21 protein-coding genes are annotated in these 26,439 nt (G+C 45.6%); 11 read left to right on the top strand and 10 right to left on the bottom strand.

Translation table 11 applies throughout. The features are described 5' to 3' along the window. Positions 1-52 precede the first annotated feature (52 nt). Positions 53-1,753: a peptide MFS transporter gene (locus tag GWR21_RS16795; protein WP_162332868.1), complete on the bottom strand. Its 1,701-nt coding sequence runs from the start codon at positions 1,751-1,753 to the stop codon at positions 53-55. 201 nt (positions 1,754-1,954) lie between these two features. Here GWR21_RS16795 and purD point away from each other — a divergent pair, with 201 nt between their 5' ends. From purD to GWR21_RS16760, 7 genes are all read left to right on the top strand, one after another. Next, positions 1,955-3,232, top strand: coding sequence for a phosphoribosylamine--glycine ligase (gene purD, locus GWR21_RS16790; RefSeq protein ID WP_162332867.1), 1,278 nt, complete (start codon positions 1,955-1,957; stop codon positions 3,230-3,232). Between the two features lie 354 nt (positions 3,233-3,586). Then, positions 3,587-4,609: a rod shape-determining protein gene (locus GWR21_RS16785; RefSeq protein ID WP_012787871.1), complete on the top strand. Its 1,023-nt coding sequence runs from the start codon at positions 3,587-3,589 to the stop codon at positions 4,607-4,609. A 64-nt stretch (positions 4,610-4,673) separates the two neighbouring features. Continuing rightward, complete coding sequence (gene mreC / locus GWR21_RS16780; protein ID WP_162332866.1) at positions 4,674-5,561, top strand: rod shape-determining protein MreC; 888 nt, start codon at positions 4,674-4,676, stop codon at positions 5,559-5,561. Further along, entirely contained in the window at positions 5,558-6,067 is a 510-nt protein-coding gene (locus tag GWR21_RS16775) for a rod shape-determining protein MreD (RefSeq protein WP_162332865.1), read from the top strand. The genes mreC and GWR21_RS16775 overlap by 4 nt, the downstream gene beginning before the upstream one ends. A gap of 196 nt (positions 6,068-6,263) precedes the next feature. Continuing rightward, positions 6,264-8,219, top strand: a complete 1,956-nt coding sequence (gene mrdA, locus GWR21_RS16770) for a penicillin-binding protein 2 (RefSeq protein ID WP_162332864.1) — start codon at positions 6,264-6,266, stop codon at positions 8,217-8,219. A 6-nt stretch (positions 8,220-8,225) separates the two neighbouring features. Next, a complete protein-coding gene (gene rodA, locus GWR21_RS16765) occupies positions 8,226-9,515 on the top strand; it encodes a rod shape-determining protein RodA (RefSeq protein WP_162332863.1) in 1,290 nt (429 codons plus the stop codon). A gap of 17 nt (positions 9,516-9,532) precedes the next feature. Then, entirely contained in the window at positions 9,533-10,285 is a 753-nt protein-coding gene (locus GWR21_RS16760) for an MBL fold metallo-hydrolase (RefSeq protein ID WP_238429840.1), read from the top strand. Between the two features lie 106 nt (positions 10,286-10,391). Here GWR21_RS16760 and GWR21_RS16755 read toward each other — a convergent pair whose 3' ends face one another. The 8 genes from GWR21_RS16755 to GWR21_RS16720 all read right to left on the bottom strand — a co-directional run bounded on the left by GWR21_RS16755 (position 10,392) and on the right by GWR21_RS16720 (position 17,483). After that, positions 10,392-10,874 (bottom strand): hypothetical protein, encoded by a 483-nt coding sequence (locus GWR21_RS16755; protein ID WP_162332862.1) that lies wholly within the window; start codon positions 10,872-10,874, stop codon positions 10,392-10,394. A gap of 19 nt (positions 10,875-10,893) precedes the next feature. Next, positions 10,894-11,808 (bottom strand): hypothetical protein, encoded by a 915-nt coding sequence (locus tag GWR21_RS16750; protein WP_162332861.1) that lies wholly within the window; start codon positions 11,806-11,808, stop codon positions 10,894-10,896. Between the two features lie 102 nt (positions 11,809-11,910). Continuing rightward, positions 11,911-12,462, bottom strand: a complete 552-nt coding sequence (locus tag GWR21_RS16745; protein WP_162332860.1) for an RNA polymerase sigma factor — start codon at positions 12,460-12,462, stop codon at positions 11,911-11,913. A gap of 78 nt (positions 12,463-12,540) precedes the next feature. Next, on the bottom strand, positions 12,541-13,503 hold the full coding sequence (locus tag GWR21_RS16740) for a transketolase family protein (RefSeq protein ID WP_162332859.1): 963 nt from the start codon (positions 13,501-13,503) through the stop codon (positions 12,541-12,543). A gap of 45 nt (positions 13,504-13,548) precedes the next feature. Then, a complete protein-coding gene (gene galE, locus GWR21_RS16735) occupies positions 13,549-14,577 on the bottom strand; it encodes a UDP-glucose 4-epimerase GalE (RefSeq protein ID WP_162332858.1) in 1,029 nt (342 codons plus the stop codon). Between the two features lie 144 nt (positions 14,578-14,721). Beyond that, positions 14,722-15,591 carry a glucose-1-phosphate thymidylyltransferase RfbA gene (gene rfbA / locus GWR21_RS16730; protein WP_162332857.1) on the bottom strand — a complete coding sequence of 290 codons (870 nt, stop codon included), beginning with the start codon at positions 15,589-15,591 and terminating at the stop codon, positions 14,722-14,724. Between the two features lie 184 nt (positions 15,592-15,775). Beyond that, on the bottom strand, positions 15,776-16,780 hold the full coding sequence (locus tag GWR21_RS16725) for an inorganic phosphate transporter (RefSeq protein ID WP_162332856.1): 1,005 nt from the start codon (positions 16,778-16,780) through the stop codon (positions 15,776-15,778). A gap of 49 nt (positions 16,781-16,829) precedes the next feature. Beyond that, the gene (locus GWR21_RS16720) at positions 16,830-17,483 is read right to left on the bottom strand and encodes a DUF47 domain-containing protein (RefSeq protein ID WP_162332855.1); all 654 of its coding nucleotides are present in this window, start codon (positions 17,481-17,483) and stop codon (positions 16,830-16,832) included. A 246-nt stretch (positions 17,484-17,729) separates the two neighbouring features. Here GWR21_RS16720 and GWR21_RS16715 point away from each other — a divergent pair, with 246 nt between their 5' ends. The 4 genes from GWR21_RS16715 (at position 17,730) to GWR21_RS16700 (ending at position 23,699) form a co-directional block, all read left to right on the top strand. Next, the gene (locus GWR21_RS16715; RefSeq protein WP_162332854.1) at positions 17,730-18,566 is read left to right on the top strand and encodes a UDP-2,3-diacylglucosamine diphosphatase; all 837 of its coding nucleotides are present in this window, start codon (positions 17,730-17,732) and stop codon (positions 18,564-18,566) included. A 158-nt stretch (positions 18,567-18,724) separates the two neighbouring features. Then, the gene (locus GWR21_RS16710) at positions 18,725-19,135 is read left to right on the top strand and encodes a hypothetical protein (protein ID WP_162332853.1); all 411 of its coding nucleotides are present in this window, start codon (positions 18,725-18,727) and stop codon (positions 19,133-19,135) included. Between the two features lie 255 nt (positions 19,136-19,390). Continuing rightward, on the top strand, positions 19,391-22,174 hold the full coding sequence (locus tag GWR21_RS16705; protein ID WP_162332852.1) for a TonB-dependent receptor: 2,784 nt from the start codon (positions 19,391-19,393) through the stop codon (positions 22,172-22,174). 103 nt (positions 22,175-22,277) lie between these two features. Then, positions 22,278-23,699 carry a hypothetical protein gene (locus tag GWR21_RS16700; RefSeq protein WP_162332851.1) on the top strand — a complete coding sequence of 474 codons (1,422 nt, stop codon included), beginning with the start codon at positions 22,278-22,280 and terminating at the stop codon, positions 23,697-23,699. A gap of 204 nt (positions 23,700-23,903) precedes the next feature. Here GWR21_RS16700 and ppsA read toward each other — a convergent pair whose 3' ends face one another. Further along, entirely contained in the window at positions 23,904-26,342 is a 2,439-nt protein-coding gene (ppsA, locus tag GWR21_RS16695) for a phosphoenolpyruvate synthase (protein ID WP_162332850.1), read from the bottom strand. Positions 26,343-26,439 lie beyond the last annotated feature (97 nt).

Raw genomic sequence — 26,439 nt, 5'->3', positions numbered from 1 at the left:
GAAAGGCGCGGAGGGAACCACGCCTTTCTTAATGATATGATAATCAGTGATATTAGTAGGATCCGGTTTTCTCTTTCACTACGGAGGCGATCCATTTACTGATCATCAGCATCACGACGCCAGCAACAGCAGCGGATACCACGAGGATCAGGAAGTACAGTTTCTTGTCGATGAACTCATCCCAGAAGGTGGCCATCAGACCGGCTACTTTACCTGCGATCGCATTTACCAGGTACCAGCCACCCATCATAAGCGCTGTTACACGTGGCGGAGAGAGCTTAGATACCATGGACAGACCGATAGGACTTACCAGGATCTCACCTACCGTAAACACGGCATAGGTTCCGAAGAGCCATCCCATAGAGGTTTTGTCAAGATAAACGTTGGTCATGGACGCAGCTACCACCATCAGCAGCGAAGATGCACCCGCCAGGAATATACCCATGGCCACTTTCACAGGCGTGGTTGGTTCCTTGCCTCGTTTAGCCAGCCATCCGAATAAACCAACAACCATGAGACTGAATGCCACAATGAAGAACGGATTGATAGACTGGAAGATCTCGGTGGAGATCAGTCTCATTTTACCGTCTTTAGGCCACTGATCTTTGGGAACGTTCTGGAAATACAGGTCCGGGCCCTGTGTTTCAACTACCTTACCGGAAGCATCTGTTACAGCACGGAAGTGTTCGTCAACCTGTGTCACAGCGTGAGGATCGGTAGTCACCGTCTGCAGCATACCCAGTGGTTTGGCAGCTTCTTCGACACCAGCGGACATAGAGCGGTCGGTATACTGGTCAGCCCAGATGGTCAGACCTGTACTGTTCTGGTTGTAGATCACCCAGAATACGATCGCCACGGCGAAGAATGCCAGCAGGGCACCCAGTCCGCGTTTGTCTTCACGTTTCTGAGAGGTAGTATATAAGCGGATATAGAAGATAATGATCGGTACGCAGGCAAACATGAAGGCGTCATTTGAACGGGTGTGGAACAGGGTATGTCCCAGGATATCGTTCATAAAATAGCCGAGCGTAGCAGCGATGATGGCAGGCAGGAATACCAGGGATACAATCTTAGCCATTGGCATGTCGTCCGGAGAAGGCTCTTTTCTTACATCGCCTGAAGCAATCACTTTCTGGTTGGTCGCGAAGATGATCAGACCGATCAGCATACCTACACCGGCAGCAGCAAATGCGTGTCCCCATCCATAATGGTTACGAAGATAAGCGGCTACGAAGTTGCAGATGAAGGCGCCGATATTTACACCCATGTAAAAAATGTTATATGCAACATCTTTTTTGGCGCGTAGGTCTTCCCTGTTGTAGATGTTTCCGAGGATCGTACCGATATTCGGTTTGAAAAAACCGTTACCAATAATGATCAGGCCCAGGCCGACATACATGGCCATGTCGCCGGGAACGGCCAGACTGAAATAACCAGCCGCCAGCAGCACACCACCGAGTATAACGGCGCGGCGGTAGCCAAGATACCTGTCAGCCATAAGGCCGCCAAGGAATGGAGAAAGGTAAACTAATGCGATGTAGGAGCCAACGAGGTCAGCCGCTTTGGTCGTGTCTAGTCCTTTACCACCATTAGTCGCAGGGTCTACGAGGTAAAGAAAGAAGATACCGATCATCAGGTAATAACCGAAGCGTTCCCACATTTCTGTAAAAAAGAGTACATATAATCCTTTGTGGTGCCCTTTTCCTTTAGAAGAGGGCGAGATTACAGGCTGCTCAACAGCAGATTGAGTCATAATAGGTACGTTTAGTTTTTGTTGTTTATGGTGTTAGTCAGTCGTCCGAATCCGGCAAGTTAAATAAATTCAGCTTTTTATCGGGTAAAATGGTGTTTTTGGTTAAATTTTGGCCTTTCTTTGCAAAAAATTTAGAAGAACGGGGCCGATTGACCAGGTGAATGTATTTAAAGCGCGCAAGCGAATTTTTTATTTTTTCATATGAAGATATTACTATTAGGAAGCGGCGGTCGTGAGCACGCCCTCGCATGGAAAATGGCACAGAGCACTTATTGTGAACAGTTGTTTATTGCTCCTGGGAATGCGGGTACTGCCCAATACGGACAGAACCTTGATATCGCTGTTTCTGATTTTGAGAAAATAAAGAGTTTCTGTGTAGAGAATGCGATCTCTCTGGTAGTGCCGGGTTCTGAAGAACCGCTGGTAAAAGGAATTTACGATTACTTTCAGCAGGATGCCGCTTTACAGCATATTCCGGTAATGGGCCCATCTGCCCTGGGAGCACAGCTGGAGGGCAGTAAAGCGTTTGCCAAGCAGTTTATGCAGCGTCATAATATTCCTACTGCCGCTTATCGCGAGTTCAGTGAGGAAAATTATGAAGAAGGCGTGGCATATCTGCGTAGTCATACCCTGCCGATCGTACTGAAGGCCGATGGACTGGCAGCAGGTAAAGGGGTTGTGATCCTGAATGATCGGGAAGAAGCTGTGGTGGAGTTCTCACAGATGATAAAAGATGCGAAGTTTGGTGATGCTAGTAAGACAGTAGTTGTAGAGCAGTTCCTGACAGGAATTGAGCTGTCGGTATTTGTACTGACAGATGGTCATTCCTACAAGATCCTGCCTACAGCAAAAGACTATAAACGGATCGGAGAAGGAGACACTGGTCTGAACACCGGTGGTATGGGTGCCGTTTCCCCTGTGCCGTTTGCTGACCAGGCATTCATGGCATTGGTGGAAGACCGCGTTATCCGTCCGACAGTGTCCGGACTGGAAAAAGAGAACATCGTTTATAACGGGTTCATCTTTTTTGGCTTGATTAATGTGAATGGAGAACCGTTCGTGATTGAATACAACTGCCGTATGGGCGATCCGGAAACAGAGGTGGTGATACCACGTTTGCAGAACGATCTGCTGGAACTGTTCAAAGCAGTACAGGAAGGGCAGCTTTCATCACAAACGATCTACGAGGATGCCCGTGTGGCAACCACCGTTATGCTGGTAGCAAAAGGCTATCCGGAGGCATACGAAAAAGGAAAGGTGATCAGCAATATACCGGCACCTACGCAGGACCAGTTGGTATTTCAGGCAGGAACAAAAGCCGCGGGAGGGGAAATCCTTACGAATGGTGGTCGTGTACTGACTGTAACTTCCCTTGCAACTGATCTGGGCATTGCGTTGACGCACAGCCGGCAGACTGCTGAAATTATTGACTTTGAAGGCAAATATTACAGGAGGGATATTGGTTACGAGTTCGTGTAGCAAGATGTTCATTTGCGCCTTTCGCGCCCATACGGCGCGAAAAGTGTAGTCTGATCGAGGGTTCCGGTGTGTGCCGGAAGAGGCCAAAGGGAGGGTCTGGGAGAGCATAACTCATTCATACAGAGTACAGAAATAACACAAACCATTTTCGTTTAAGCGTTTTCGAGAGTCATTACTATGCCGGCCGTTACCTTGTCAATAACTGTTGCAACTTATTAACCGGCTCATCAGATACAATAAATAACATTTTTTAATATTATAGTTGTATTATTGAGAAAACAAACAATTTTAAGATTGTATATTCGTTGGAATTATTCATTTTTGCACACAATAATATTTTGACCATATTAAGCAATGGGGTTCTTTAATTTTTTAACACAGGAAATAGCGATTGACTTAGGTACAGCTAACACGCTGATCATTCACAATGACCAGGTGGTGGTGGATGAACCTTCCATTGTTGCTATAGAGCGCGCAAGCGGTAAAATCGTGGCGGTAGGAAAGAAGGCCATGATGATGCACGAGAAGACACACGAGTACCTGCGTACGATCCGTCCGTTGAAAGATGGTGTGATAGCCGACTTTAACGCGGCAGAAGGTATGTTGCGTGAGATGATCAAACTGGTGTATCCCAAAAAGCCCTTATTCTCCCCAAGCTGGCGTATGGTTATCTGCATACCCTCCAGCATTACAGAAGTAGAAAAACGCGCCGTACGCGACTCTGCTGAACAGGCAGGCGCGAAGGAAGTGTTCCTCATACATGAACCAATGGCCGCTGCATTAGGTATCGGCATAGACGTGGAAGAACCCGTTGGTAACATGATCATTGATATCGGAGGTGGTACCACCGGTATCTCCGTAATAGCCCTCGCAGGTATCGTTTGTGACCAGAGTATCCGTATCGCCGGTGATGAATTTACCGCTGATATCATGGAAGCCCTGCGTCGTTATCATAGCCTGTTGATCGGCGAAAGGACCGCTGAACAGATCAAGATCCAGATCGGTTCCGCCCTGAAAGAACTGGATAACCCACCAGATGACGTGGCTGTAAACGGTCGTGACCTGGTAACCGGTATTCCTAAACAAATCATGGTGTCTTACCAGGAAGTAGCCGAAGCGCTTGATAAATCTATCTTCAAGATCGAAGAAGCTATCCTGAAAGCACTCGAAACCACTCCTCCGGAGCTGGCTGCAGATATCTACCGCAGGGGTCTTTACCTGACTGGTGGTGGTGCATTGCTCCGCGGACTGGACAAACGTCTCACTCAGAAGATTAAATTACCTGTTCACGTAGCGGACGATCCGTTACGTGCGGTAGTAAGAGGTACCGGAATCGCACTGAAACACGTAGGTAAGTATCCGTTCCTTATGCAATAATATCAGGAAATGTACGGGGCAGTAACAGCTGCCCTGTACATCTTCTACCAAGAAAATACATCCTGTGCGTAATCTCATCATTTTCTTTAGGCGCTATTTTAATTTTTTTCTGTTTCTGCTGCTGGAAGTGATTTGTATTGTGCTGGTATTCCGGAACAACGATCTTCAGAAATCAGCCTACCTCAACTCTGCCAATAGTCTCAGCGCCAGGTTATACGAGCGTTACAACAATGTGGAGTATTACTTCCACCTGAAAGCTACCAATGATAGCCTGGTGAAAGAAAATGCCCGCCTCCATAACATGCTGCGCACCAGCTTCGACAGCGTTACCCTTCAAAATATCGTAAAAACGGATACCATCCGTCACTACAGCACTGACACCACCCGTAAGGTGATCGGTACTGAAGTACGCCGTTACTTCTACAAGGAAGCGAAAGTGGTGAATAACAGCGTTAATAATCCTATTAACTATATTACCATCAGACGCGGTAGCGATAATGGTATCAGACCAAACATGGGTGTCGTAGGTCCAAGTGGCGTTGTGGGTGTGGTACGTAGCGTGAATAAAGACTATGCCGTTGTGCTTTCCCTCCTTTCCAAAGGAAAAAGCTTCGGCTTCAGTGCCCGTCTGAGCTATAGCAAGGAAATGGGTACCGTACGCTGGTACGGTGGAGAAGCCGGCTATGCCGTGATGGAAGATGTACCGAAAAGTGTGAAACTCATTAAAGGAGATACCGTAGTGACCAGTGGTTACTCTGCCCTGTTTCCTGAAAATATCCCTATCGGTTACGTAGAATCCTATACGCTCGCTGATAAATCCAGTACCGCCTATACCATCAGGATTAAACTGGCTACTAACTTTTACAATCTTCAGTACGTATATGTCATTGACAACCTGCTGAAGGAAGAACAACAATCTTTAGAAGATTCAACCTACAGGCTGATTAAATGAGTATACTGTTAAGAAATATTATCCGCTTTGTGCTTTTACTGCTGTTGCAGGTATTTGTACTGAATAATATCCTGCTGCACCAGCTGGTAGGGCTTAACCTGTACATGTTGTTCGTCCTGTTACTGCCATTCAACCTGCCCCGCCCGGCATTAATGCTGCTGGCATTGCTCATGGGGCTCGGTATGGACATGTTTATGAACACCATGGGGATGCACGCAGCTGCCTGTGTCTTCATCGCTTATCTCCGTCCGTTTATCATCAACGTATTATCGCCACAGGGTGGTTTTGAGACCACTCAGAAAACACCATCCATGACCAGCATGGGAGTGTCCCAATTCCTGACCTATATCGCAATCCTGGTATTTTTGCACAACCTGGTGTATTTCCCACTGGAAGTGTTCAGCTTTGCGAGCTTTTTCTACCTGCTTTTGAAGATCCTCTTATCGACAGCCGCCAGTATCCTGCTGATAGTGCTGTATGAATTATTGTTCTTTTCCAGGAAGTAGTAGGCCGGGAACCAGTATAAAGACCATATTTTTTGAGAGATTATGTTTTGTTAATTAGAAGCACGATAACAGATACCACAGAACGTAATATCTATCTTTAGGAATTGAAAGTTTATTATAAAGCAACAGGTCGCTTGCTTCATCTTTCTGCCAGACGGTAGGGGAGGCCGTGAAGTGGCCACATTATTCAGCGTAAATGTCTGTCTATAATCAGCCCAGGAAAAGAGTCATTCAGTTTATTATCCTTGGAATGGTCCTTCTGATCATTACAAGGCTGTTCTTTTTGCAGATTGTTGAGAAGAAATACTCCAAGCTGGCGGATGCCAATGCGGTACTCCGTAAGGTGGTTTACCCAAGCCGCGGTATTATATATGACCGCAAAGGCAGAAGTATTCTCAGCAACGATGCTATGTACGACCTCGTCGTTACACCCATCAGTGTGAAAAATATTGACACTGCCTACATGTGTGAGATCCTTCGCATTGACAAGGAAGAGTTCAGAAAACGTATCACTACCGCTATTATTAAAAACGGCAGCCGCCGTGTATCTATATTCTATCCCCTGCTGGCGCCGGATATGTTCGGCCGTTTGCAGGAAAGTATGTATATGTTCCAGCCAGGGTTTGAGCTCGTGCAACGTCAGATCCGCTCCTACCCTTTCAATGCTGCGGCCAATATCCTTGGTTATATCGGTGAGGTATCTCCACAGATGTTACAGAAGCCCGCTTATTCCGCCTATAATCAGGGGGACTACCTGGGTATGACCGGTCTGGAAAGAACATATGAAAGTGTGCTGATGGGACAGCGTGGTATACAGTATCTCGTAAAAGATAACCTCAACCGTCCGCAGGGGCCATATGAGAAGGGTGAATTTGATACGGCCGCTATCGCAGGTAAAAACCTGCGCCTCGCATTGGATGTAGACCTGCAGGTATTAGGTGAACACCTGATGCGTAATAAGATCGGTAGTATCGTTGCCATCGATCCGAAGACGGGTGGTATCCTTACCATGGTCAGTGCGCCTACTTTTGATCCAAACCTGCTGACAGGTTCCTACCGTACCCGCAACTTCAGCCGCTTGTTTACCGATACGACAAAACCGCTGTTTAACCGTGCCATCCAGGCTGGTTATCCACCAGGATCGTCCATGAAACCACTGACGGCGCTCATCGCGCTGGATGAGGGTGTGATCACACCAAGCTTTGGCTTCCCATGTGGTGGCGCTTATACTTATTGTGGCCGTCCTATCGCCTGTACGCACCACAATGCAGGACACGCAGCCAACCTGCGTTTGGCAATTGCCAACTCCTGTAACGCCTATTTTGTGCACCTTTACCGTATGGAAGTGGACGCCGCGAAATGGGGCGGGGTGAAAAAAGGACACCAGCACTGGCATGATTACATCTCTTCTTTCGGTCTCGGACACAAACTCGGGATAGATATTCCGGGTGAATCTGGTGGTAAGGCTATTGATACTGCCGGTATGAACAGATTATATCATGGTCAGTGGAACTCATGCTCAGAACTGTACGTAGGGATGGGCCAGGGACAGGTTGTTGCCACGCCTTTACAAATGGCGAACGCGATGTGTATCATTGCTAATAAAGGATATTATTATCTGCCGCATTTCGTGGATAATATTGACAATGATGATAGCGATCTGCTGAAGAAATTCAAAGAGAGACATACAGTAGCGAAAATTTCTGACTCTTCTTATATGCCGGTAATTTACGGTATGCAGGATGTGGTAGAAAGAGGTACTGGTCAAATTGCAAAGATAGAAGGCGAGATCGTGTGTGGTAAAACAGGTACGGCAGAGAATAACGCCATTGTAAATGGAAAGCTTACCAAACTGAAAAACCACTCTGTATTCGTTGCTTTCGCTCCGAGAGATAATCCGAAGATCGCTGTTGCGGTGATTGTGGAAAACGCCGGTTTCGGTAGTACCTACGCCGCTCCAATCGCGAGCCTGATCATGGAGAAATACCTGCATGACACCATCTCTGTAAAGCGTAAACCACAGATGAAGACATTGCTCGAGTATAACACACTCGATCCTGTGGTGAGAGAAAAATCAAAACTGGACTCATTGAATGGCGCCAGTGCAAAAATGACATCTGATCAGATACTTAAACTTTATTTCCGGGATTAATCAGTTATGAACCGTCGGCAGCAAATAAAATTGACAGAAGGTATTGACTGGCCTACTATGGGTCTTTACCTCGGTATCGTAATCGTGGGACTGTTATCGATCTTCGCAGCTGAGTACAGGGAAGGAGATAACATCTGGAACGACATCATTCATCTGAATAAAAACTACTCACGTCAGCTGATGTGGCTGGGGGTGTCAGCAGTACTGGCCACCATTATCTGGCTGACTGACAGTAAATTCTTTACTGCTACAGCTAACCTGCTTTATGCAGGTGGTATCCTGTTGTTATTACTGGTACTCGGGATTGGTAAAGATGTAAAGGGATCACATTCCTGGCTGGTGATCGGCGGTTTCCAGTTCCAGCCGGCAGAGCTGACAAAGCTCTGTACGAACCTGGCTATCGCCAAGTACCTGTCTTCTATTGAGACTGACTTTACAAAACTCCGTTCGAGGCTCATCGCCGTTTCACTGGCGCTCATCCCCTGCGCGATTATCATATTGCAGTCGGAAACCGGTCTGGCACTGGTATACTTCTCTTTCTTCCTCGTCATGTACAGGGAAGGATTACCTGGTGTATTACTGGTGATCGCATTTTCGGCGATTGTGCTGGTCTTGTCAGCCTTACTCGTAGATAAAAATATCCTCTTTATCATATTCTCGGTCATCACGGCGCTGGTTGTCTATTTCAGCCGGCGGGAGATTAAACGTAACCGTTCCAGACTGGCGCTTATACTCGCGATATGGGCGTTCTGTTCCGTGTTCGTAATGTTTATCGTGCCTTTTGCTTTCACCAAGGTATTGAAGGACTATCAGGTGCGTCGTATTGAGGTGATGCTGGGTAAAGAGAATGATCCGAAGGCGACGTACAATACACGTCAGAGTATGATTGCGATCGGTTCCGGCGGTCTGATAGGAAAAGGCTATCTGAAAGGCACGCAGACACGTTACGATTTCGTACCTGAGCAGAGTACCGACTTCATCTTCTGTACCATAGGCGAGGATTTCGGCTTTATAGGGTCGCTGATATTTATAGGGCTATATGTCGCCCTCCTCTTACGGATCATATTTGTCGCAGAACGACAACGATCGACATTCAGCCGTGTATATGCATACGGGGTTGCGAGTATAATATTCTTCCATATGGCCATTAATATCTCTATGACCATTGGTCTGGCACCAGTTATTGGTATTCCGTTGCCATTGGTAAGTTATGGGGGATCTTCCCTGATGACGTTTACAATGCTGATCTTCATTATGCTTCGTTTGGATGCAGACAGGCAGATGGTTTTGCGATAGTTACCTATCTTTGACGAATGGCACGTATCATACCACTATCAGAAGGAGCTTTTACAGTAGACGCGACGAAGAAGTTTATACCGTACAATCCTGAAAAGGATACTATGCAGCAACGGTCCGGCGGATCATTGCTGGTAGAGATCCAGCCTTTCCTGGTGATCACTGATCAGGATTATATCCTGCTTGATTCCGGATTGGGCTACCGTAATCCGGATGGCGTATTGCAGATCCATCAGCACCTGATCAACCACGGCGTAAACCCGATGGACATCACCAAAGTACTGATGAGTCATCTTCATAAAGATCACAGCGGAGGTATTTCTACAGCAGATCCTGTTACCGGACAGCGTAACCTGAGTTTTCCACAGGCTACTTACTATGTGAATGCCCAGGAGATGCAATATGCGTTCGATAATGATGGCAAGTCTTATCATGCAGATGATATCCGTATACTCCGTGAACGTGATAATGTGGTTTTTACTGAGGGAGATGGTTCCATTGATGGATATATCACTTATGAGGTAACAGGTGGGCACTGTCCTTATCATCAGACATTCCTGATTGATACTGGAGATGACAAGATTTTCTTCGGTGGAGATGAAGCCCCGCAGATCTCTTATATGAAGCGCCGTTTTGCTGCCAAGTATGACTATGACGGCAAGCGTGGAATGGAATTAAGAGAGCAGTTTAAAGAGCGGGGGATCAGAGATGGATGGACATTCCTGTATTATCATGACACAAAAGTGCCTTTTGGTAAACTGACACAATAGTTAATACACTTTCTTTCAATAACAAGGGCGCTTCAGTAGTTGAAGCGCCCTTGTTATTTGTATTTTCGGGAGGATCTTATTGTTTAAGTATCAGGAGCAGTCGTAATCAATTTCTGCCTCTCCTGGCTCCCGGACCATTGATGTTCCGTAATTGCCGCTCCTTCATATGCTGTATCAGTAATCTCCGGAAGTCCCTTTCAGCACTAAATACGTTACCGGCTTTGGCAGCTGGCAGTACTTTCTGGAATTCCTGATTGTAATGTGTTTTAATATCCAGCAGACGGCGGTCGTATTTGAGTTCTTTCTGATCAGCAGCCGGCTGTTCAGATGGTTTAGGACCCGGTGGCGTACGCTGGTGTCGTTCAGCGATCAGCGTTTCAACTTCCTTTGTGTATTTATTATAAAGTGGCCAGAACTTCTGTGCTTCCTCCGGGGTAAGATCCAGTTTCTGCGACAGGTAAGCAATTTCTGCCGCGCGGATCTTGTCCTTCACCTGATCGTCACTACCGCCCTGTTGCGCATGGCCTGCGAACGGGTGGCAAAACAATGTGAGGACAATAAATATAAACAGTGTGTAAAAATGTTTCATTTCAGTTGTCTGTTAGGCTTTATTGTAACAAACCGGTGTTATCTAAATAGTGTTGAATGGCTTCTGCAGGTAATTCCTCTACTTCCGGGATCCCGTTACTTTCTTCTGCCATGGATGTGTAGGAGGTCATTTCTTCTTTATCAAAAGCGTCTGTGTGGGATTGCAGGTATTCCATTATTTCCTGGTCACTGACATTGGCCAGGGTATTTTCTACTGTATTGGTTGAGTAGTTATTTTCCCGTACAAAAAAGAGTGTGCTGATACTCGCCAGGGCTATCAAACTAGCTGCGACTGCCCATTTGATATAACGACGGGTATGCATCTTCCGGATTACCGGTGCTACCGGCATGAAGGGTTGGTCAGATGTAACAGTTGCAGGTTTATCAATAGCTGACGCTGCAATAGCAGTCATTATATCATCACTCAATCCGTCAAAATAGCCGGCAGGTACTGATAATGGAACAGTTTTAGGTATTTCCGCCAGTAGCGGAGATAGTGTGGACAGCTCTTCCGCGGCTTCAGCTGCCTGTATTTTTTGCAGGAGCTGTGCAGGCAGTTGATCAAAGTAGCCAGCCGGTGCGCTCATGGGAAATGCTTTTGGCAAATCTGCCAATATGGAAGGCAGTTCCTCCGTAAGCCTATCCTGCTGCAGTTCAGCGACCGAAATATGCTGCAATACGTTTTGTGACAGTTGGTTGAAATAGCCGGACGGAACGGATAATGGAACGGACTTTGGCGTGCCTGCGAGTAGTGGAGAGAGCATTTCGAGCTCCTCTTTTACTTCGGCAGCACGTACTTTCTGCAGGATCAGTTCCGGCAGCTGGTCAAAGTAACCGGTGGGCACCTCTCCCGGGGAGGGTTGGAGTCCGGTCCATTCAGCAGCTGGGATGATTTCCCGCAGTTCGTTCGCAATATCGTTGTCTCTGGATATCATACAGCTTTTAGACAGCAGAAGATAGTAATAGTTTAAAAAAGTTGTGTTTTCGTCTCTAAAAAATTATGATTCACCTCTTAAAAGTACGAAGATGTCGCATTTTCAGCTATTTCTTATGAACTCTTCTATCTTTTTTACGGCGTGATGGTAGGATGCTTTCAGGGCGCCTTCTGAGGTGTCAAGCACACGGCTCATTTCTTCGTAGGGCATTTCATCATAATATCTCAGATTGAATACGATCCTTTGTTTTTCTGGTAATCCGAGGATAGCCTTCTGTAATTTCCATTCCAGTTTATTGGGGTCGAACTGGGCATCAGCTTTTAAAGTGTTACTGAGTCCCGTTTCTACGTCTGACAGGGACACAGAATGGTTTTTCTTCTGCTTTTCGAGGAAGGTGAGGCACTCATTGGTAGCTATTTTGTACAGCCACGTGTAGAGTTGCGCGTCTTCCCTGAATCCTTCCAGATTTTTCCAGACTTTTACAAATACGTTTTGCAGTACATCATTGGCGTCATCATGATCTAATACCAGTCTCCTGATGTGCCAATACAGGCGTTCCTGGTATTTCTGGATGATATATGTAAAGCCCTTTTCCCTTGTGGCAGGGTCCCGGTATATAGCCAATAATGTCTTATCATCCTGATGTATGCTCATTCTTAGGTTAAATGGTTTAAATAAAAAAAACCACCTTTTAAGATGGCTTTTTTTACATAAAGTTTAATCTGAAGCAGATTATTTCTTCTTTCTTGCAATTGCTCTTTCAGCAGCAGCAACGATATGTTCCGCGTCCAGACCGTATTTCTTTAACAGGTCCAGTGGTTTACCACTTTCACCGAATGTGTCATTAGTACCTACATATTCAATAGGAATTGGATGCTGGCGTGCAGCTACCTGCGCGATGCTGTCACCCAGACCGCCCAGAACGTTGTGTTCTTCAGATGTTACAGCACAACCTGTTTTCTGGATAGAACGCAGTACTGCTTCTTCATCCAGTGGCTTGATAGTATGTATGTTGATGATCTCTACGCTGTAGCCTTTCTCTTCCAGTATCTTACCTGCTTCAACAGATAACCATACCATATGGCCGCAGGCGAACAGGGTGATGTCAGTTCCTTCGTGCAGGACCTGTGCCTTACCTACTTCGAATGCCTGGTCTTCCGGTGTGAAGTTTGGCCATTTTGGACGACCGAAGCGGAGATATACCGGACCTTCATAGTCAGCAATAGCGATAGTAGCAGCTTTGGTCTGGTTGAAATCGCATGGAACGATCACCGTCATACCTGGCAGCATTTTCATCATACCGATATCTTCGAGGATCTGGTGGGTGGCACCATCTTCACCGAGGGTCAGACCGGCATGTGAAGCACAGATCTTAACGTTTTTGCCGGAATAGGCAACCGACTGACGGATCTGGTCGTATACACGGCCGGTAGAAAAGTTTGCGAATGTAGTTGTATATGGGATTTTACCACCGATAGTCATACCGGCAGCAATACCTATCATATTAGCTTCTGCGATTCCTACCTGTACAAAGCGGTCTGGAAACTCCTTAATAAAGGCATTCAGTTTCATCGAACCCAGGAGGTCGGCGGTCAGTGCTACTACATTAGGATTTTTACGCCCAGCTTCCAATATACCTTCTCCAAAGCCTGCGCGTGTCTCTTTCTCATTTAACGGTTTAATATCTTTTACCATAGCCTTTTATTAAGAATTGAGTCATAAATGTAAGAAATAAACTTTTTAATTGCTAAGCACCCGGTCCCTTAAGGCAACTTCCCATTGCCATGCGGTGCGCATCATATCCTCTATGCCGGTGTTGGCTTCCCAGCCTAAAAGCTCTTTTGCTTTGGTATTATTGGCATAGATGGCTATAACGTCACCTGGACGGCGGGGGCCCAGTTCGTAGTTCAGTTTTACACCTGATATTTTTTCAAAGGCCTTGATAGCTTCCAGCACTGTAACACCGTTACCGGTACCCAGGTTGAAAACTTCGCAGTTTTCCTTGTTTTTCTTGTCCAGCAGGTACTGCAGGGCCTTTGTATGGGCATTGGCGATATCCATTACGTGGATGTAGTCACGGATGCAGGAACCATCACGTGTGTCATAGTCATGACCGAATACTGTCAGCTTAGGTAGTTTCCCGATAGCGGTCTGCGTAATAAACGGAACCAGGTTATCAGGACGGCCAAGCGGTAATTCTCCGATCAGGGCAGATGAATGGGCTCCTACCGGATTGAAATAGCGAAGGAGTATGGATTGTGTGCTATTTACCCTGCTGTAATCCCGGATGATCTGTTCGCCCATTTGTTTGGTACGGGCGTATGGAGACTGGGCTTCCAGCAGTGGGGTGGATTCTACTACGGGTAATTCCGTGGCATTACCATATACGGAGCAGGAAGAGGAGAATACCAGGTTAGGGATATTAAACTCTTTTACACATTTCAGGATGTTTACGAGTGATTCGATGTTATTGTGGAAATAAAATAACGGATCAGCTACTGATTCAGGCACTGTTTTAAGTGCTGCGAAGTGGATAACGCCTACGATATCCCTGTTTTCGTGGAACACGGCGTGGGTATCTTCCAGGTTGCAAAGATCTACCTTATAATTACGGATCTTTCTGCCGGTGATCTTTTCTACGCCTTCCAGCAGCTGAGTACTGCTGCGTATATTACTGTCTACCGAAACTACATCAAAGCCATTGTTAATCAGATCTACGATAGTGTGAGAACCTATATATCCACAACCACCGGTAACTAGAACCTTCATATGTCTTTATTTTTTAAATTTTCTTTTAGGATTAAGTACAATCAGATGTTAGCGATATAGTATATATGCTCGTACATGTTGCAGCATGCGGCGTTACGAATGTACGGTTCCAAATCCGTAATTCGTAGTGCCTGCCGGCAATTGTCAGCGTTTATGTTCAATAATTTTTTCCAGGTATTGTCCGTAGCCGCTTTTCAGCAACGGCCTGGCCAGTACCTGTAACTGCTCGCGGGAGATAAATCCCTGTCTGTAGGCAATTTCCTCGATACACGCAATCTTGATGCCCTGACGTTGCTCAATTACCTGTACAAACTGGGAAGCCTGCATCAGAGAGTCAAAGGTACCAGTATCCAGCCAGGCTGTACCTCTTGGCAGGATAGAAACCTTCAGTTTACCACGTTTCAGGTATTCCCTGTTAACGTCCGTGATCTCATATTCACCACGTGGACTTGGCTGAAGATCCGCGGCTATATTGATTACATCATTGTCATAAAAATAAAGTCCCGGTACTGCATAGCTGCTTTTGGGCTTAGCCGGCTTCTCTTCTATTGATACTGCCTGCATTTTATCATCAAATTCAACTACGCCGTAACGTTCCGGATCGGATACCTGATAGGCGTATACGATGCCTCCGTCAGGATGTGCATTGTTAGCCAGTTGTGTACCCAGACCTGATCCGTAAAAGATATTATCACCCAATACCAGTGCAACACTGTCATTCCCAATAAATTCCCTGCCGATCACAAATGCCTGTGCCAGGCCATTAGGTTGTGGCTGTTCCGCATATTCCAGTTGAAGTCCCAGTTGTGAGCCATCTCCGAATAAGCGTTGGAAAGCGGGCAGATCGTGAGGCGTGGAAATGATCAGGATCTCCCTGATGCCTGCCAGCATAAGCGTTGAAAGGGGGTAATAAATCATTGGTTTATCATATACCGGCATGATTTGCTTACTAATGGCATAGGTAATGGGGTGCAGACGTGTTCCGGAACCTCCGGCCAGTATAATACCTTTCATAGCATTTATTATAATAATGAATAATAGATCGGGTCTTTCAAAAAGCCTTACAAAAATAGGGGGCTCCGGGATATAAAAAAGGAAAAACTAAAAAACGGAAGTATTGTAAAGAGAAAGCCCTCCGGTCGTTTCATCAAAGGATGAGGATACCGGAGGGCGTATAATATTGTCAGTAATGTGCTGATCAGAAGAACAGGTCTGCTATGAAATAGACTACAGCAGCAAGTAATGCACTGATCGGAATCGTGAGTATCCACGCCCACAGCAGGCTTACGGTAACCCCCCAGCGTACGGCGGAGAGACGTTTGGTAGCCCCTACCCCGATAATTGAACCGGTAATAGTGTGTGTGGTACTCACCGGAATACCCAGTGACTCAGTAAGATAAAGCGTTACCGCACCGGCAGTTTCTGCAGCCACACCTTCGAGTGGTGTTACCTTGGTGATACGGGAACCCATTGTTTTAACGATTTTCCAGCCACCGCTCATGGTACCCAGACCAATTGCGATAAAACAGGAAAGAGGAACCCAGTTCGGTACTTCAGCAATGTTGTCAATTGTTCCATGCGCTACCAGGGCTGCCGCAATGATACCCATTACCTTCTGGGCATCGTTACCACCGTGTGCAAGGCTCAGCGCGCCGGATGATACCAGCTGCAGGCGTTTGAACCAGTTTTCCGCCCGGTACGGATTTGCCCTGCGGCAAACGTTCATAATAATGATAGTGATGATAAAGGCGACGGCCATACCAATGAATGGCGCCAGTGCAATGAAGTAGATGATCGGCATCACCTTCGCATAGTTGATCACTGCGAAAGAACCATGAGCGGCTGCCACAGCTGCTCCGATAAATCCCCCGATCAGGGTATGCGAAGAGCTCGAAGGAATACCATACCACCAGGTGAGCAGGTTCCAGGTGATCGCAGCAATCAGCCCGCAAAGGATCACTTTCAGGGTGATAAACTGCTCAAATACTGATTTCGCGATAGTGTTACCTACCTTGAACTCACCATACACATATTTCGAGATAAAGAAGGCAGCGAAGTTAAATACTGCTGCCCACAGTACAGCCTGAAAGGGCGTAAGTACTTTTGTTGATACTATAGTCGCTATAGAGTTAGCCGCATCATGAAAGCCGTTGATATAATCAAATATAAACGCCAGAATGATGATCGTGACAAGTAAGATCATTAGAAAGAAATTTGTATTAAAGAGGCTGGCCTAATGCATAATCTCTTGATTATGCATATTTTATGATAATTGATTCTATCACATTGGCGCAATCTTCACATTTGTCAGTTGCAATTTCCAATGCCTGGTACAATTCACGCATTTTCAGCAATTCACCTGCATTATTAGACTCTTTTTCAAAAAGGTCCGCAATAGCCATGTCATAAATGTCATCTGCGTGGTTCTCCAGACTGTTGATCCTTACACAGGCATCTGTGATATTACGCATATTAGACATAGAACGCAGTTCAGGGATTGCTTTATGCAGTTCCAGGGTACCCTGATAGATCAGGTCAGCCAATTTACGCACACTGTCATTGATCTCATGTACTTTATACAAGTCCAGCCTTTTCGCAGAACCATGGATATAGTCAGCCACGTCGTCCAGGGTAGCGGCCAGGTGGTGAATATCTTCACGATCAAAAGGAGTAATGAAGTTCTGTCCCAGCTCGACAAAAATGCGATGTGTGAAATCGTCGTTTTTGTGCTCCAGTCGCTCAATCAGATGGGTTTTATCTTTACGTACAGCCATATCGGAACTGGATACCAGCTCTACGAGCGTTTTACCCATTTCTACCAGATTGGCAGCCACGTCTTCGAACAGTGAATAAAATACCCTGTCTTTCGGAATAAATAACTTTACAAAGGAATTGAAGCCTCCCATACTCTTTGTTTGAAAATTTGGCGCAAAAATAGCTTTCCGCGGGCAATACCGCCAAGAAAAAATTATCCTTAATGATTCCTTAACACTGGATTAATATAAAAGTAATATAGCAATTTTTTCTTTGTATTGTGAAAAAATACTCTCCGAAGGCAAGCTGGGCTTGTATTGGAGCCGTATTTTGGTGCACGAAACTATTTATCACAAACCTAACAACTGTCCGGCTCCTCCGGTTCAATACGCTAAAAAATGTCTGAAAAGCGCCCTCTCGATATCGTCGTTATATCTGACGTCCACCTCGGAATCTATGGCTGTCATGCCAGGGAATTGGTCCAATATCTGGATAGTATCGATCCTAAGATATTGGTACTGAATGGTGATATCATAGATATCTGGCAATTCAGCAAACGTTACTTCCCTAAAGCACATACCAAAGTGATCCGCAGGATACTGAAAATGACCGGAAAGGGCACTGAAGTATATTATCTGACTGGTAATCATGATGAAGCGCTTCGCAAATTTGCAGGTTTCGGACTGGGTAACCTAACCATAGATAATAAACTGATCCTCGAGGTCGACGGTAAAAGACACTGGTTCTTCCACGGAGACGTATATGACGTGACTATGAAAAATTCTAAGTGGCTGGCCAAACTGGGTGGAAAGGGGTATGACCTGCTAATTATTATTAACAGACTGGTTAATAACCTGTTGGAAAGATTTGGTAAGGAAAAGATGAGCTTTTCAAAAAAGGTGAAACATGGTGTGAAACAGGCAGTTAAGTTCATCTCAGACTTTGAACAGGTGGTTGCCGAGATCGCCATTGACAAAGAATTTGATGTCGTATGCTGTGGACATATCCACCAGCCTATCATCAAGGAAATGGAACATAATGGTAAGTCCGTGACCTATCTGAACTCCGGTGACTGGGTTGAAAGCCTTACCTCTCTTGAATATACCAATGGCCAATGGAGCCTTTATCAGTATCCGGTATCTAAAACCCGCGTTACATTACCAGAAGAGGAAGAAGATCCCTCCGTTATGCCATGGGAAGACATCTCCAAGGTGATCAGCTTTCCACAACAATAACACATATATAAGTTGTTGTTATTTAACATTAATTTATGATATAATAACAACTGCTTAATATTCACTTAATACAGACCTATTAAGTTTGCAGTGTTATATACAATTATCAACGTACAAATATTCCTGGGTTAGACGGGTAATGCTAACATATAAGTAAGATGAAAGTATTGAAGTTACATCCTCAAATGACGGTGTCCCTGTTACAGATGCAGTTCCAGCGACTGCTCTCCTGTAATATCGCTGTTTATATGCGTAACTCCCCTGCCAATGCATTTGACACCCTGCAGGAAGCGGGGTTCCTGGAACAGATACTGATCGAGTTCCCTATTGATGAAACATTGAGCCTCCGTGAGTTCGAAGAAGAACTGGAAGACAAATTCAACTTTACCCTGGAACTTTGTAATAAGGACAATAAACCCTTCACAAATAAAAGTATGCACCTCTTTCAGCTGATCGCGGCCCTGTCTGACGGGATGAAGCTCAATGCTGAATACAATGCGCAGCTGGATATTACAATAGACAGATTGCTGAACAATAACTTTCCGGGTTCCCAGCAAATTGCCTGCTGATCTGCGTTGACATGACCGTATATCCATATCCTTTATACCTTATTGTATTACTATCTATCCGATGAAACCTGCACTCCGATGCCGTGTTAACTATTTTTTAATCATTCCTTAACAATTAACATTCTGGTAACCTTGCTGTAACACTGCGGTAACACGCCGGAGATAGTTTTGCGTCAGTAATTCAATCAAGTAACTGAATCAGCTTATATCGTGAAACATTCTCTTGCGTCTGCACTGTTATGTGTTTGCCTTCTTTTGAGTACCTTTTTGTCTGCTTTTGCCATCGAGAATGGTAAAGTAACCGGTAAGGTCACTGACCAGAAAACCGGTGAGGCCCTCATAGGCGTTACCGTTATTGTACAGGGTACATCCAATGGCGCCGTTACTGACGTCGAAGGTCGTTATACTATTAATGTTGCTCCCGGTACTTACACCCTGGAGTTTAAATATATGGGCTACCAAACAAAAGCTGTCAGCGACGTTGTCGTAAAAGCAGGTGCCCCCACGCAGCTCCCGGTGATCATGGACGAACCTAAGTCCAAAGACCTGCAGGAAGTTGTTATCAGAGGTTCCTACAAACAGGAAACGATCAACGCATTATATACCGCCCAGAAAAACAATGCCTCCGTATCCGATGGTATCTCTGGCGATGTGATCCGGAAATCTCCTGACCGCAGCACCGGTGAAGTCCTGAAACGTGTGAGCGGCACCACGATCCAGGATAATAAATTCGTTATTGTACGTGGCCTGAGCGATCGTTACAATACTGCACTGGTTGACAATGCCGTTCTTCCTAGCACAGAGCCTAACCGTAAAGCGTTCTCCTTCGATATTATCCCATCTAACATGATCGATAATATCGTTATTACTAAATCTGCCACGCCTGAACTGCCTGGTGACTTCGCCGGTGGTGTGATCAATGTACAGACAAAGGAAATCCCTGATCAGAAATTCTTCGACATATCTGTAGGTACTGGTTATAACACTGCTTCTACTTTCAAATCATTCAAATCTGGCTACAAGAGCAGTACCGACTTCCTCGGATTCGACGGTGGTCGCCAACTGCCTTCTTCTTTCCCGACCACTGGTGCGATCGTGAATAATCAGCTGACCATGACGCAGCAACAAACTGCCATCAAGTCACTGAACAACGATTTCAGCATTAAAGAGAAAAATGGCCTGCCTGCCATGAACTTACAGGCTTCTTACGGTGACCACTGGAATACTAAAAAAGATGGTAGCCTGGGTATGATAGCTGCAATGACCTATACACACCAGGAAACTGTACAACGTGATGTAAAACGCCGCTACGACAACTTTGATTACATTGATAATGTATACAAATATTCTTCTAACCTGGGTGGCGTGCTGAACTTCGGTTACGCTGCAGGTAAAAGCAAGTTTGTATGGAAAAACCTGTACAACAGGATCTTTGATGATAACTTCCTCTTCCGCGAAGGTGATAACCTGAGCAACAACAAGTTCATTAACTACTATGCATTTGACCTGGTGCAGAAATCCCTGTTCAAGACAGCATTGGAAGGTGAACACCAGGTAGGTCAGGGCCAGAGTAAAATAAACTGGTTGCTGTCTTACAATAAAGTGACCAACAATCAGCCTGATCAGCGTAAAGTTTCCTACGGTAAAACATTAGGTGATGAAGCGGCGATCATGACTGCGGATGTCGGTACAGTAGGTAAAGCGAACAACCGCCTGTTCTCCGATCTGAATGAGAACATCTACATCGCCAGCGCAAATTATTCACATCCGTTCCGTTTCCTGAATAACAAAAGTTCTCTGAAAGTAGGTGGCCTGTTCCAGTACCGTAGCAGAGATTTCTATGCCCGTTACCTTGGGCTCAAACTGGATCCGTTGAAAGATGGTAACATGGAGATCGCTCAGCGCCCTATCTCTACGCTGTTTGGTAATGATGCAGTCGATAATGGTTTCTACACACTGGACGATATCACTTCTTCTGTGGATGAATACAGAGCAACTACTACTACGGGTGCCGGTTATGCACAGTTAGATAACAGACTGTCTGACAAATTCCGCCTGGTATGGGGTGTAAGAGTAGAGTCTTTCGGTTTGAAAATGAAAGCGCCGATCAATAACCCGACTGTGAATGTTGATCATAACTGGATCGATGTATTACCTTCCGCTAACCTGACTTACTCTCTGAGTGAAAAGTCCAATCTGCGTGGTTCTTATTACAAAACAGTCGCAAGACCGGAATTACGTGAGCTGGCTCCACTGTCTTATTATGACTACGAAATGTCTTCCCTGATCAATGGTAATGTACGTCTGTTACGCAGCCAGATCAACAATGCGGATATCCGTTATGAGCTCTTCCCGAACGCAGGTGAAGTTTTCTCCGGATCTGTATTCTACAAACACTTTAAGAACCCGATTGAAAGCAGGGTAACTTCTTCTGGTCTGAGCCAGTATGATATCACTCCTTATAACTATCCAAGTGCATATAACGTTGGTGCTGAAATTGAACTGCGTAAGAAACTGAGCTTCCTTGGTGAAAGCGCTGTGCTGAAGAATACTACCTTTTATGCAAACGTTGCTTACATCAAATCCGTAGTAGATGATAATACTACTGCAAGTGCCAAGAGCAGACCGCTGTCTGGTCAGTCTAACTACGTGATCAATACCAGCCTTTCCTATACACTGCCAAACGATAAAGTGAGCTTCAATGTACTGTATAACAGGATCGGTCAGCGTCTGTTCCTGGTAGGTGAAGGAGGTGGTGCTGACGGTTCCGGCAGACTGGGTAACATTTATGAAAGTCCGCGTAACCTGCTCGACTTCCAGGCTAACATGAACCTCAGCAAACGCAGTAACCTGCGGCTGAATGTAAAGGATATACTGAACGCACAATACCGCTTCTATTATGACCAGAACGGTAACAACAAATTCGATAATCCTGTTTACAAAAGAGGTGCTATTAATTCAGGTGAAGACTATATCCTGCAGCAGTATCGCCCGGGTACAACATTCACATTGACCTATAGCTTTCATCTTAGTAAATAATAAGTAAGCATAAACGTAAAGTCTTAATATAACCGTAACATTTCCGTAACACAGGCATCATAGTGCGGATATAATTTTGAAGTCTAAACAATTGAAACATTCCATGAAAAGGTATTTCTTATTATTTGCGACCGCATTGTCTATTGGCGTGCTTTCTTCCTGCAGCGATGATAAAGATAACAATGTGACTCCCCCTACTACCGGTGATGATGTAGTTGTTCTGAAAGGTGATATCACTGCTAACAAGACGCTGACTGCAGACAAAAAATATTTACTGGACGGTTTCGTATATGTTAAAAGTGGTGCTACCCTGACTATCGAGCCAGGTACAGTGATCATGGGTGACAAAGCTGATAAAGGTACGCTGATCATCACCCGTGGTGCTAAGATCGAAGCGAAAGGTACAGCTGCAAAACCAATTGTGTTCACTTCCTCTCAGCCTAAAGGCGCCCGTTCTCAGGGTGACTGGGGTGGTGTGATCATCCTGGGTAAAGCTAAAACAAATGCTACTGATGGTGAAGCTAAGATCGAAGGTGGTCTGGTTCCAACTGCAGGTGGTGCTGAAAAAGAATATATCTGGTACGGTGGTACTAACGATACTGACAACTCTGGTACCCTGGAATATGTACGTATCGAGTTCGCTGGTATCGCTTACTCTCCTGATAACGAAATCAACGGTCTGACTATGGGCGGTGTTGGTAACGGTACCAAGATCTCTTATGTACAGGTTTACCGTTCCGGTGACGACGCATTCGAATGGTTTGGTGGTTCTGTAAACTGTGATCACCTGGTTGCTACTTATACCTGGGATGACGATTTCGATACTGATAACGGTTTCTCTGGTAAAGTACAGTTTGGTGTTGCTCACCGTTACAAAGCGATCGCTGACGTATCTGGTTCTAATGGTTTCGAATCTGATAACGATGCTAACGGTTCCGTTAACGCTCCGCAGACCAAAGCTATCTTCTCTAATATGACTATCGTTGGACCGATCGTAGCTGGTAATTCTAACTCCGGTATTAACGCTAACTTCCAGCACGGTGCACAGATCCGTCGTAACTCTTCTATGAGCCTGGTGAACTCCCTCATCGTTGGTTTCCCTATCGGTCTGTACATTGATGATAGCAAAGTCGCTAGCCACAAGACTTCTCAGAACGCTGCTGAAGGTTCTCTGATGTTCAAAAACAACATCATTGCAGGTGCTAACCCATCTACTATCACTAAGAGCGAGTGGTCTACTCAGGACCCGGTTGCATGGGCTGCATGGTGGGCTGCTACAAATACAACTGTATTAGCTAAAGCTGAGGAAGCACTGATGACTACACCAAACGTATTCTCTCCTGCTGTAGGTGCTACCACTGGTACTCCTAACTTCCTGCTGAAAGCTGAATCTCCTGCAGTAACCGGCGGTATGGATGTAACTACACTGGGCTTTGTTAAAGCTGAGTACCGTGGTGCATTCGATGCTACTACTGACTGGACTAAAGGCTGGACCAACTGGGCTGCTGAATCTACTGAATACTAGTAGTTGCCATAAATAACTGTTTAAAATAACGGGGCGTCTCATCAATGAGGCGCCTTCGTTATTTTAAACAGATCAGGATCACATTACCTCGCAATATCAATGATCCTGGTGATATGACCTCTTCATCTATATTAACAGACTATCAGATATTAACATGATTGACGACAGCGGGCCCCTGAAGTGACCCGCTGTTTATTTTTACAGCTATAGATAAGGAACATGTTCTTTCTCTTTCAGCGTTTCTTCTGCTTCATAAATAGCCCGCACTGTTTTCATCAGTGCATCCGGTGTAACGGAGATGCTATCTATTCCCTGTTCTACCAGGAATTTAGTGAAGTCCGGAAAATCAGAAGGCCCCTGTCCGCAAATGCCTACTTTGACCTGTTGCTTCTTCGCGGTAGCGATCAGCATACTGATCATCCTTAACACAGCAGGATTACGTTCATTGTACAGGGGAGCGATGAGGGCGGAGTCACGGTCAAGTCCGAGTGTGAGCTGTGTGAGATCATTAGAGCCTATGGAGAAACCGTCAATATGCGCAGCAAATTCCTCTGCCAGGATGATATTTGAAGGAATCTCTGCCATCAGAAAAACTTCCAGTCCGTTCTTCCCTCTCTCTATACCGTATTGTTTCATGGTGTCCAATACTTTGAGAAGTTCTTCCACCGTGCGGCAGAAGGGGATCATCACCACTACATTCTTTAATCCCATTTCTTCTCTTACCTTTTTAATAGCCTTGCATTCTAGTGCAAAAGCGGCACTGTATTTATCGGAGTAATACCTGGAAGCGCCTCTCCAGCCGATCATCGGATTCTCTTCTTCCGGCTCAAAGTATTTCCCGCCCAGCAGATTGTAATACTCATTGCTTTTGAAGTCAGAGAAGCGCACAATTACTTTTCCTGGATGGAAAGCGGCAGCGATCTTCGCGATACCATACGCCAGCTTTTCTACAAAATAAGCCTCTTCACTGTCGTATCCTTTGATCATCCGGGTGATCTCTGCTGTGAGGGCAGCATCATTCAGTTCTTTGTGATGCAGCAATGCCAGTGGATGTATTTTGATATAGTTATTGATGATAAATTCCTCTCTGGCCAGTCCGACGCCTTTATTGGGCAGATGTGCGTATTGAAAGGCCATTGAAGGCGATGCTACATTTAACATCAGATCTGTGTGAATGTCGGGCAGTTCCCGTAGATCGAGTGACGTTTCTGTGAAAGGAATATGTCCTTCATAGATCATGCCTTCATTGCCTTCTGCACAGCTGACCGTAATGACCTGTCCTCTAGATAACAGCTCAGTCGCATTACCACAGCCTACGATTGCCGGTATGCCCATTTCTCTGGCGACAATCGCCGCGTGACAGGTACGTCCGCCTTTGTTGGTGACGATGGCTGCGGCCATCTTCATGATCGGCTCCCAGTCCGGATCTGTCATATCTGTAACAAGCACGTCTCCGGGTTTGAATTCAGCGCCTTCCGTCACACGTTTATCCAGAGAGAAGAGAATATTTACTTTGCCAGCAGCGATCTTATCTCCCACAGCAATGCCCTTTAAAAGTGGCGTAGCCTGTTGTGTCATACTATAGGAGGTGATGGTATGATGTTCCTTCTGCGAATGAATGGTTTCGGGGCGTGCCTGTACAATGAATAATTCGTTACTAAGTCCATCTACGGCCCATTCTATGTCCATTGGACACCATTTACCTTTTAACTGCGTATAGTATGCTTCAATCCTGCATACCCATTCGGAGAGTTGCAGTATCTGTCTGTCCCGCAGACAAAATCTTTGCTGGTTGGATCTCTCAATGGGGATGATCTTCGTACGCTGATCATTACTTTCACCATAGACCATCATCTTATCTTTTACACCCAGTCTCTTTTCAATGATAGGTGCATATCTGCCATTGAGAGCCGGTTTAAATACAATAAATTCATCAGGCGAGACGGCACCCTGAACGACCATTTCCCCAAGACCGAATGAGCCGTTGATAACAACGACATCTCTGAACCCGGATTCTGTATCAAGAGAGAATGCAACACCTGAAGCACCAAGATCAGAACGGACCATTTTCTGAATACATACGGATAGGCCTATACTGAAATGATCGTATCCGAAGTTTTGCCGGTAGCTGATGGCTCTGTCAGTAAACAGGGATGCAAAGCAGTTCCTTACAGCATCTATCAATGCGGCCGGGCCTCTTACGTTGAGATAGGTTTCCTGCTGGCCCGCAAATGAAGCATCCGGCAGATCTTCTGCAGTGGCGGAAGAGCGCACGGCAACATCCGTAACGTCCTGTCCGTATTCCCGGGAGAGCTCCATATACGCAGTGATAATTTCCATACTCAGATTGTATGGGAATTTCGTATTACTGATCGCTTGTCTGATACGTTGTCCTGCGCGCCTGAGCGTAACAAGCGAAGTGAAGTCGATACCTGCGATCTGCTCGCGAATATACTCTTCCAGTCCGCTTTCACGAAGGAACTGATAGTAGGCAGTTGTGGTGATAGCAAAGCCGGCGGGAATATTAATACCTGCTTTGGACAGGTTAGCGATCATTTCTCCAAGTGAGGCACACTTGCCACCTACGATAGGTATATCCTCCAGGCATAACTCCTGGAGAGGGATTACAATGCGTGTTTCCATTAAAGAGAATTGTTTTGGTGTATGATTGAAAGTTGGCGTCTGGGGTAAAGGTCTGGATTATTGTAAACCGAAAGACAGTTGGAACCGGAAGGCGAAA

The sequence above is a fragment of the Chitinophaga agri genome (genome assembly GCF_010093065.1).
GTDB lineage: Bacteria > Bacteroidota > Bacteroidia > Chitinophagales > Chitinophagaceae > Chitinophaga > Chitinophaga agri.
This window is presented reverse-complemented; position numbering and strand designations above follow the sequence as displayed.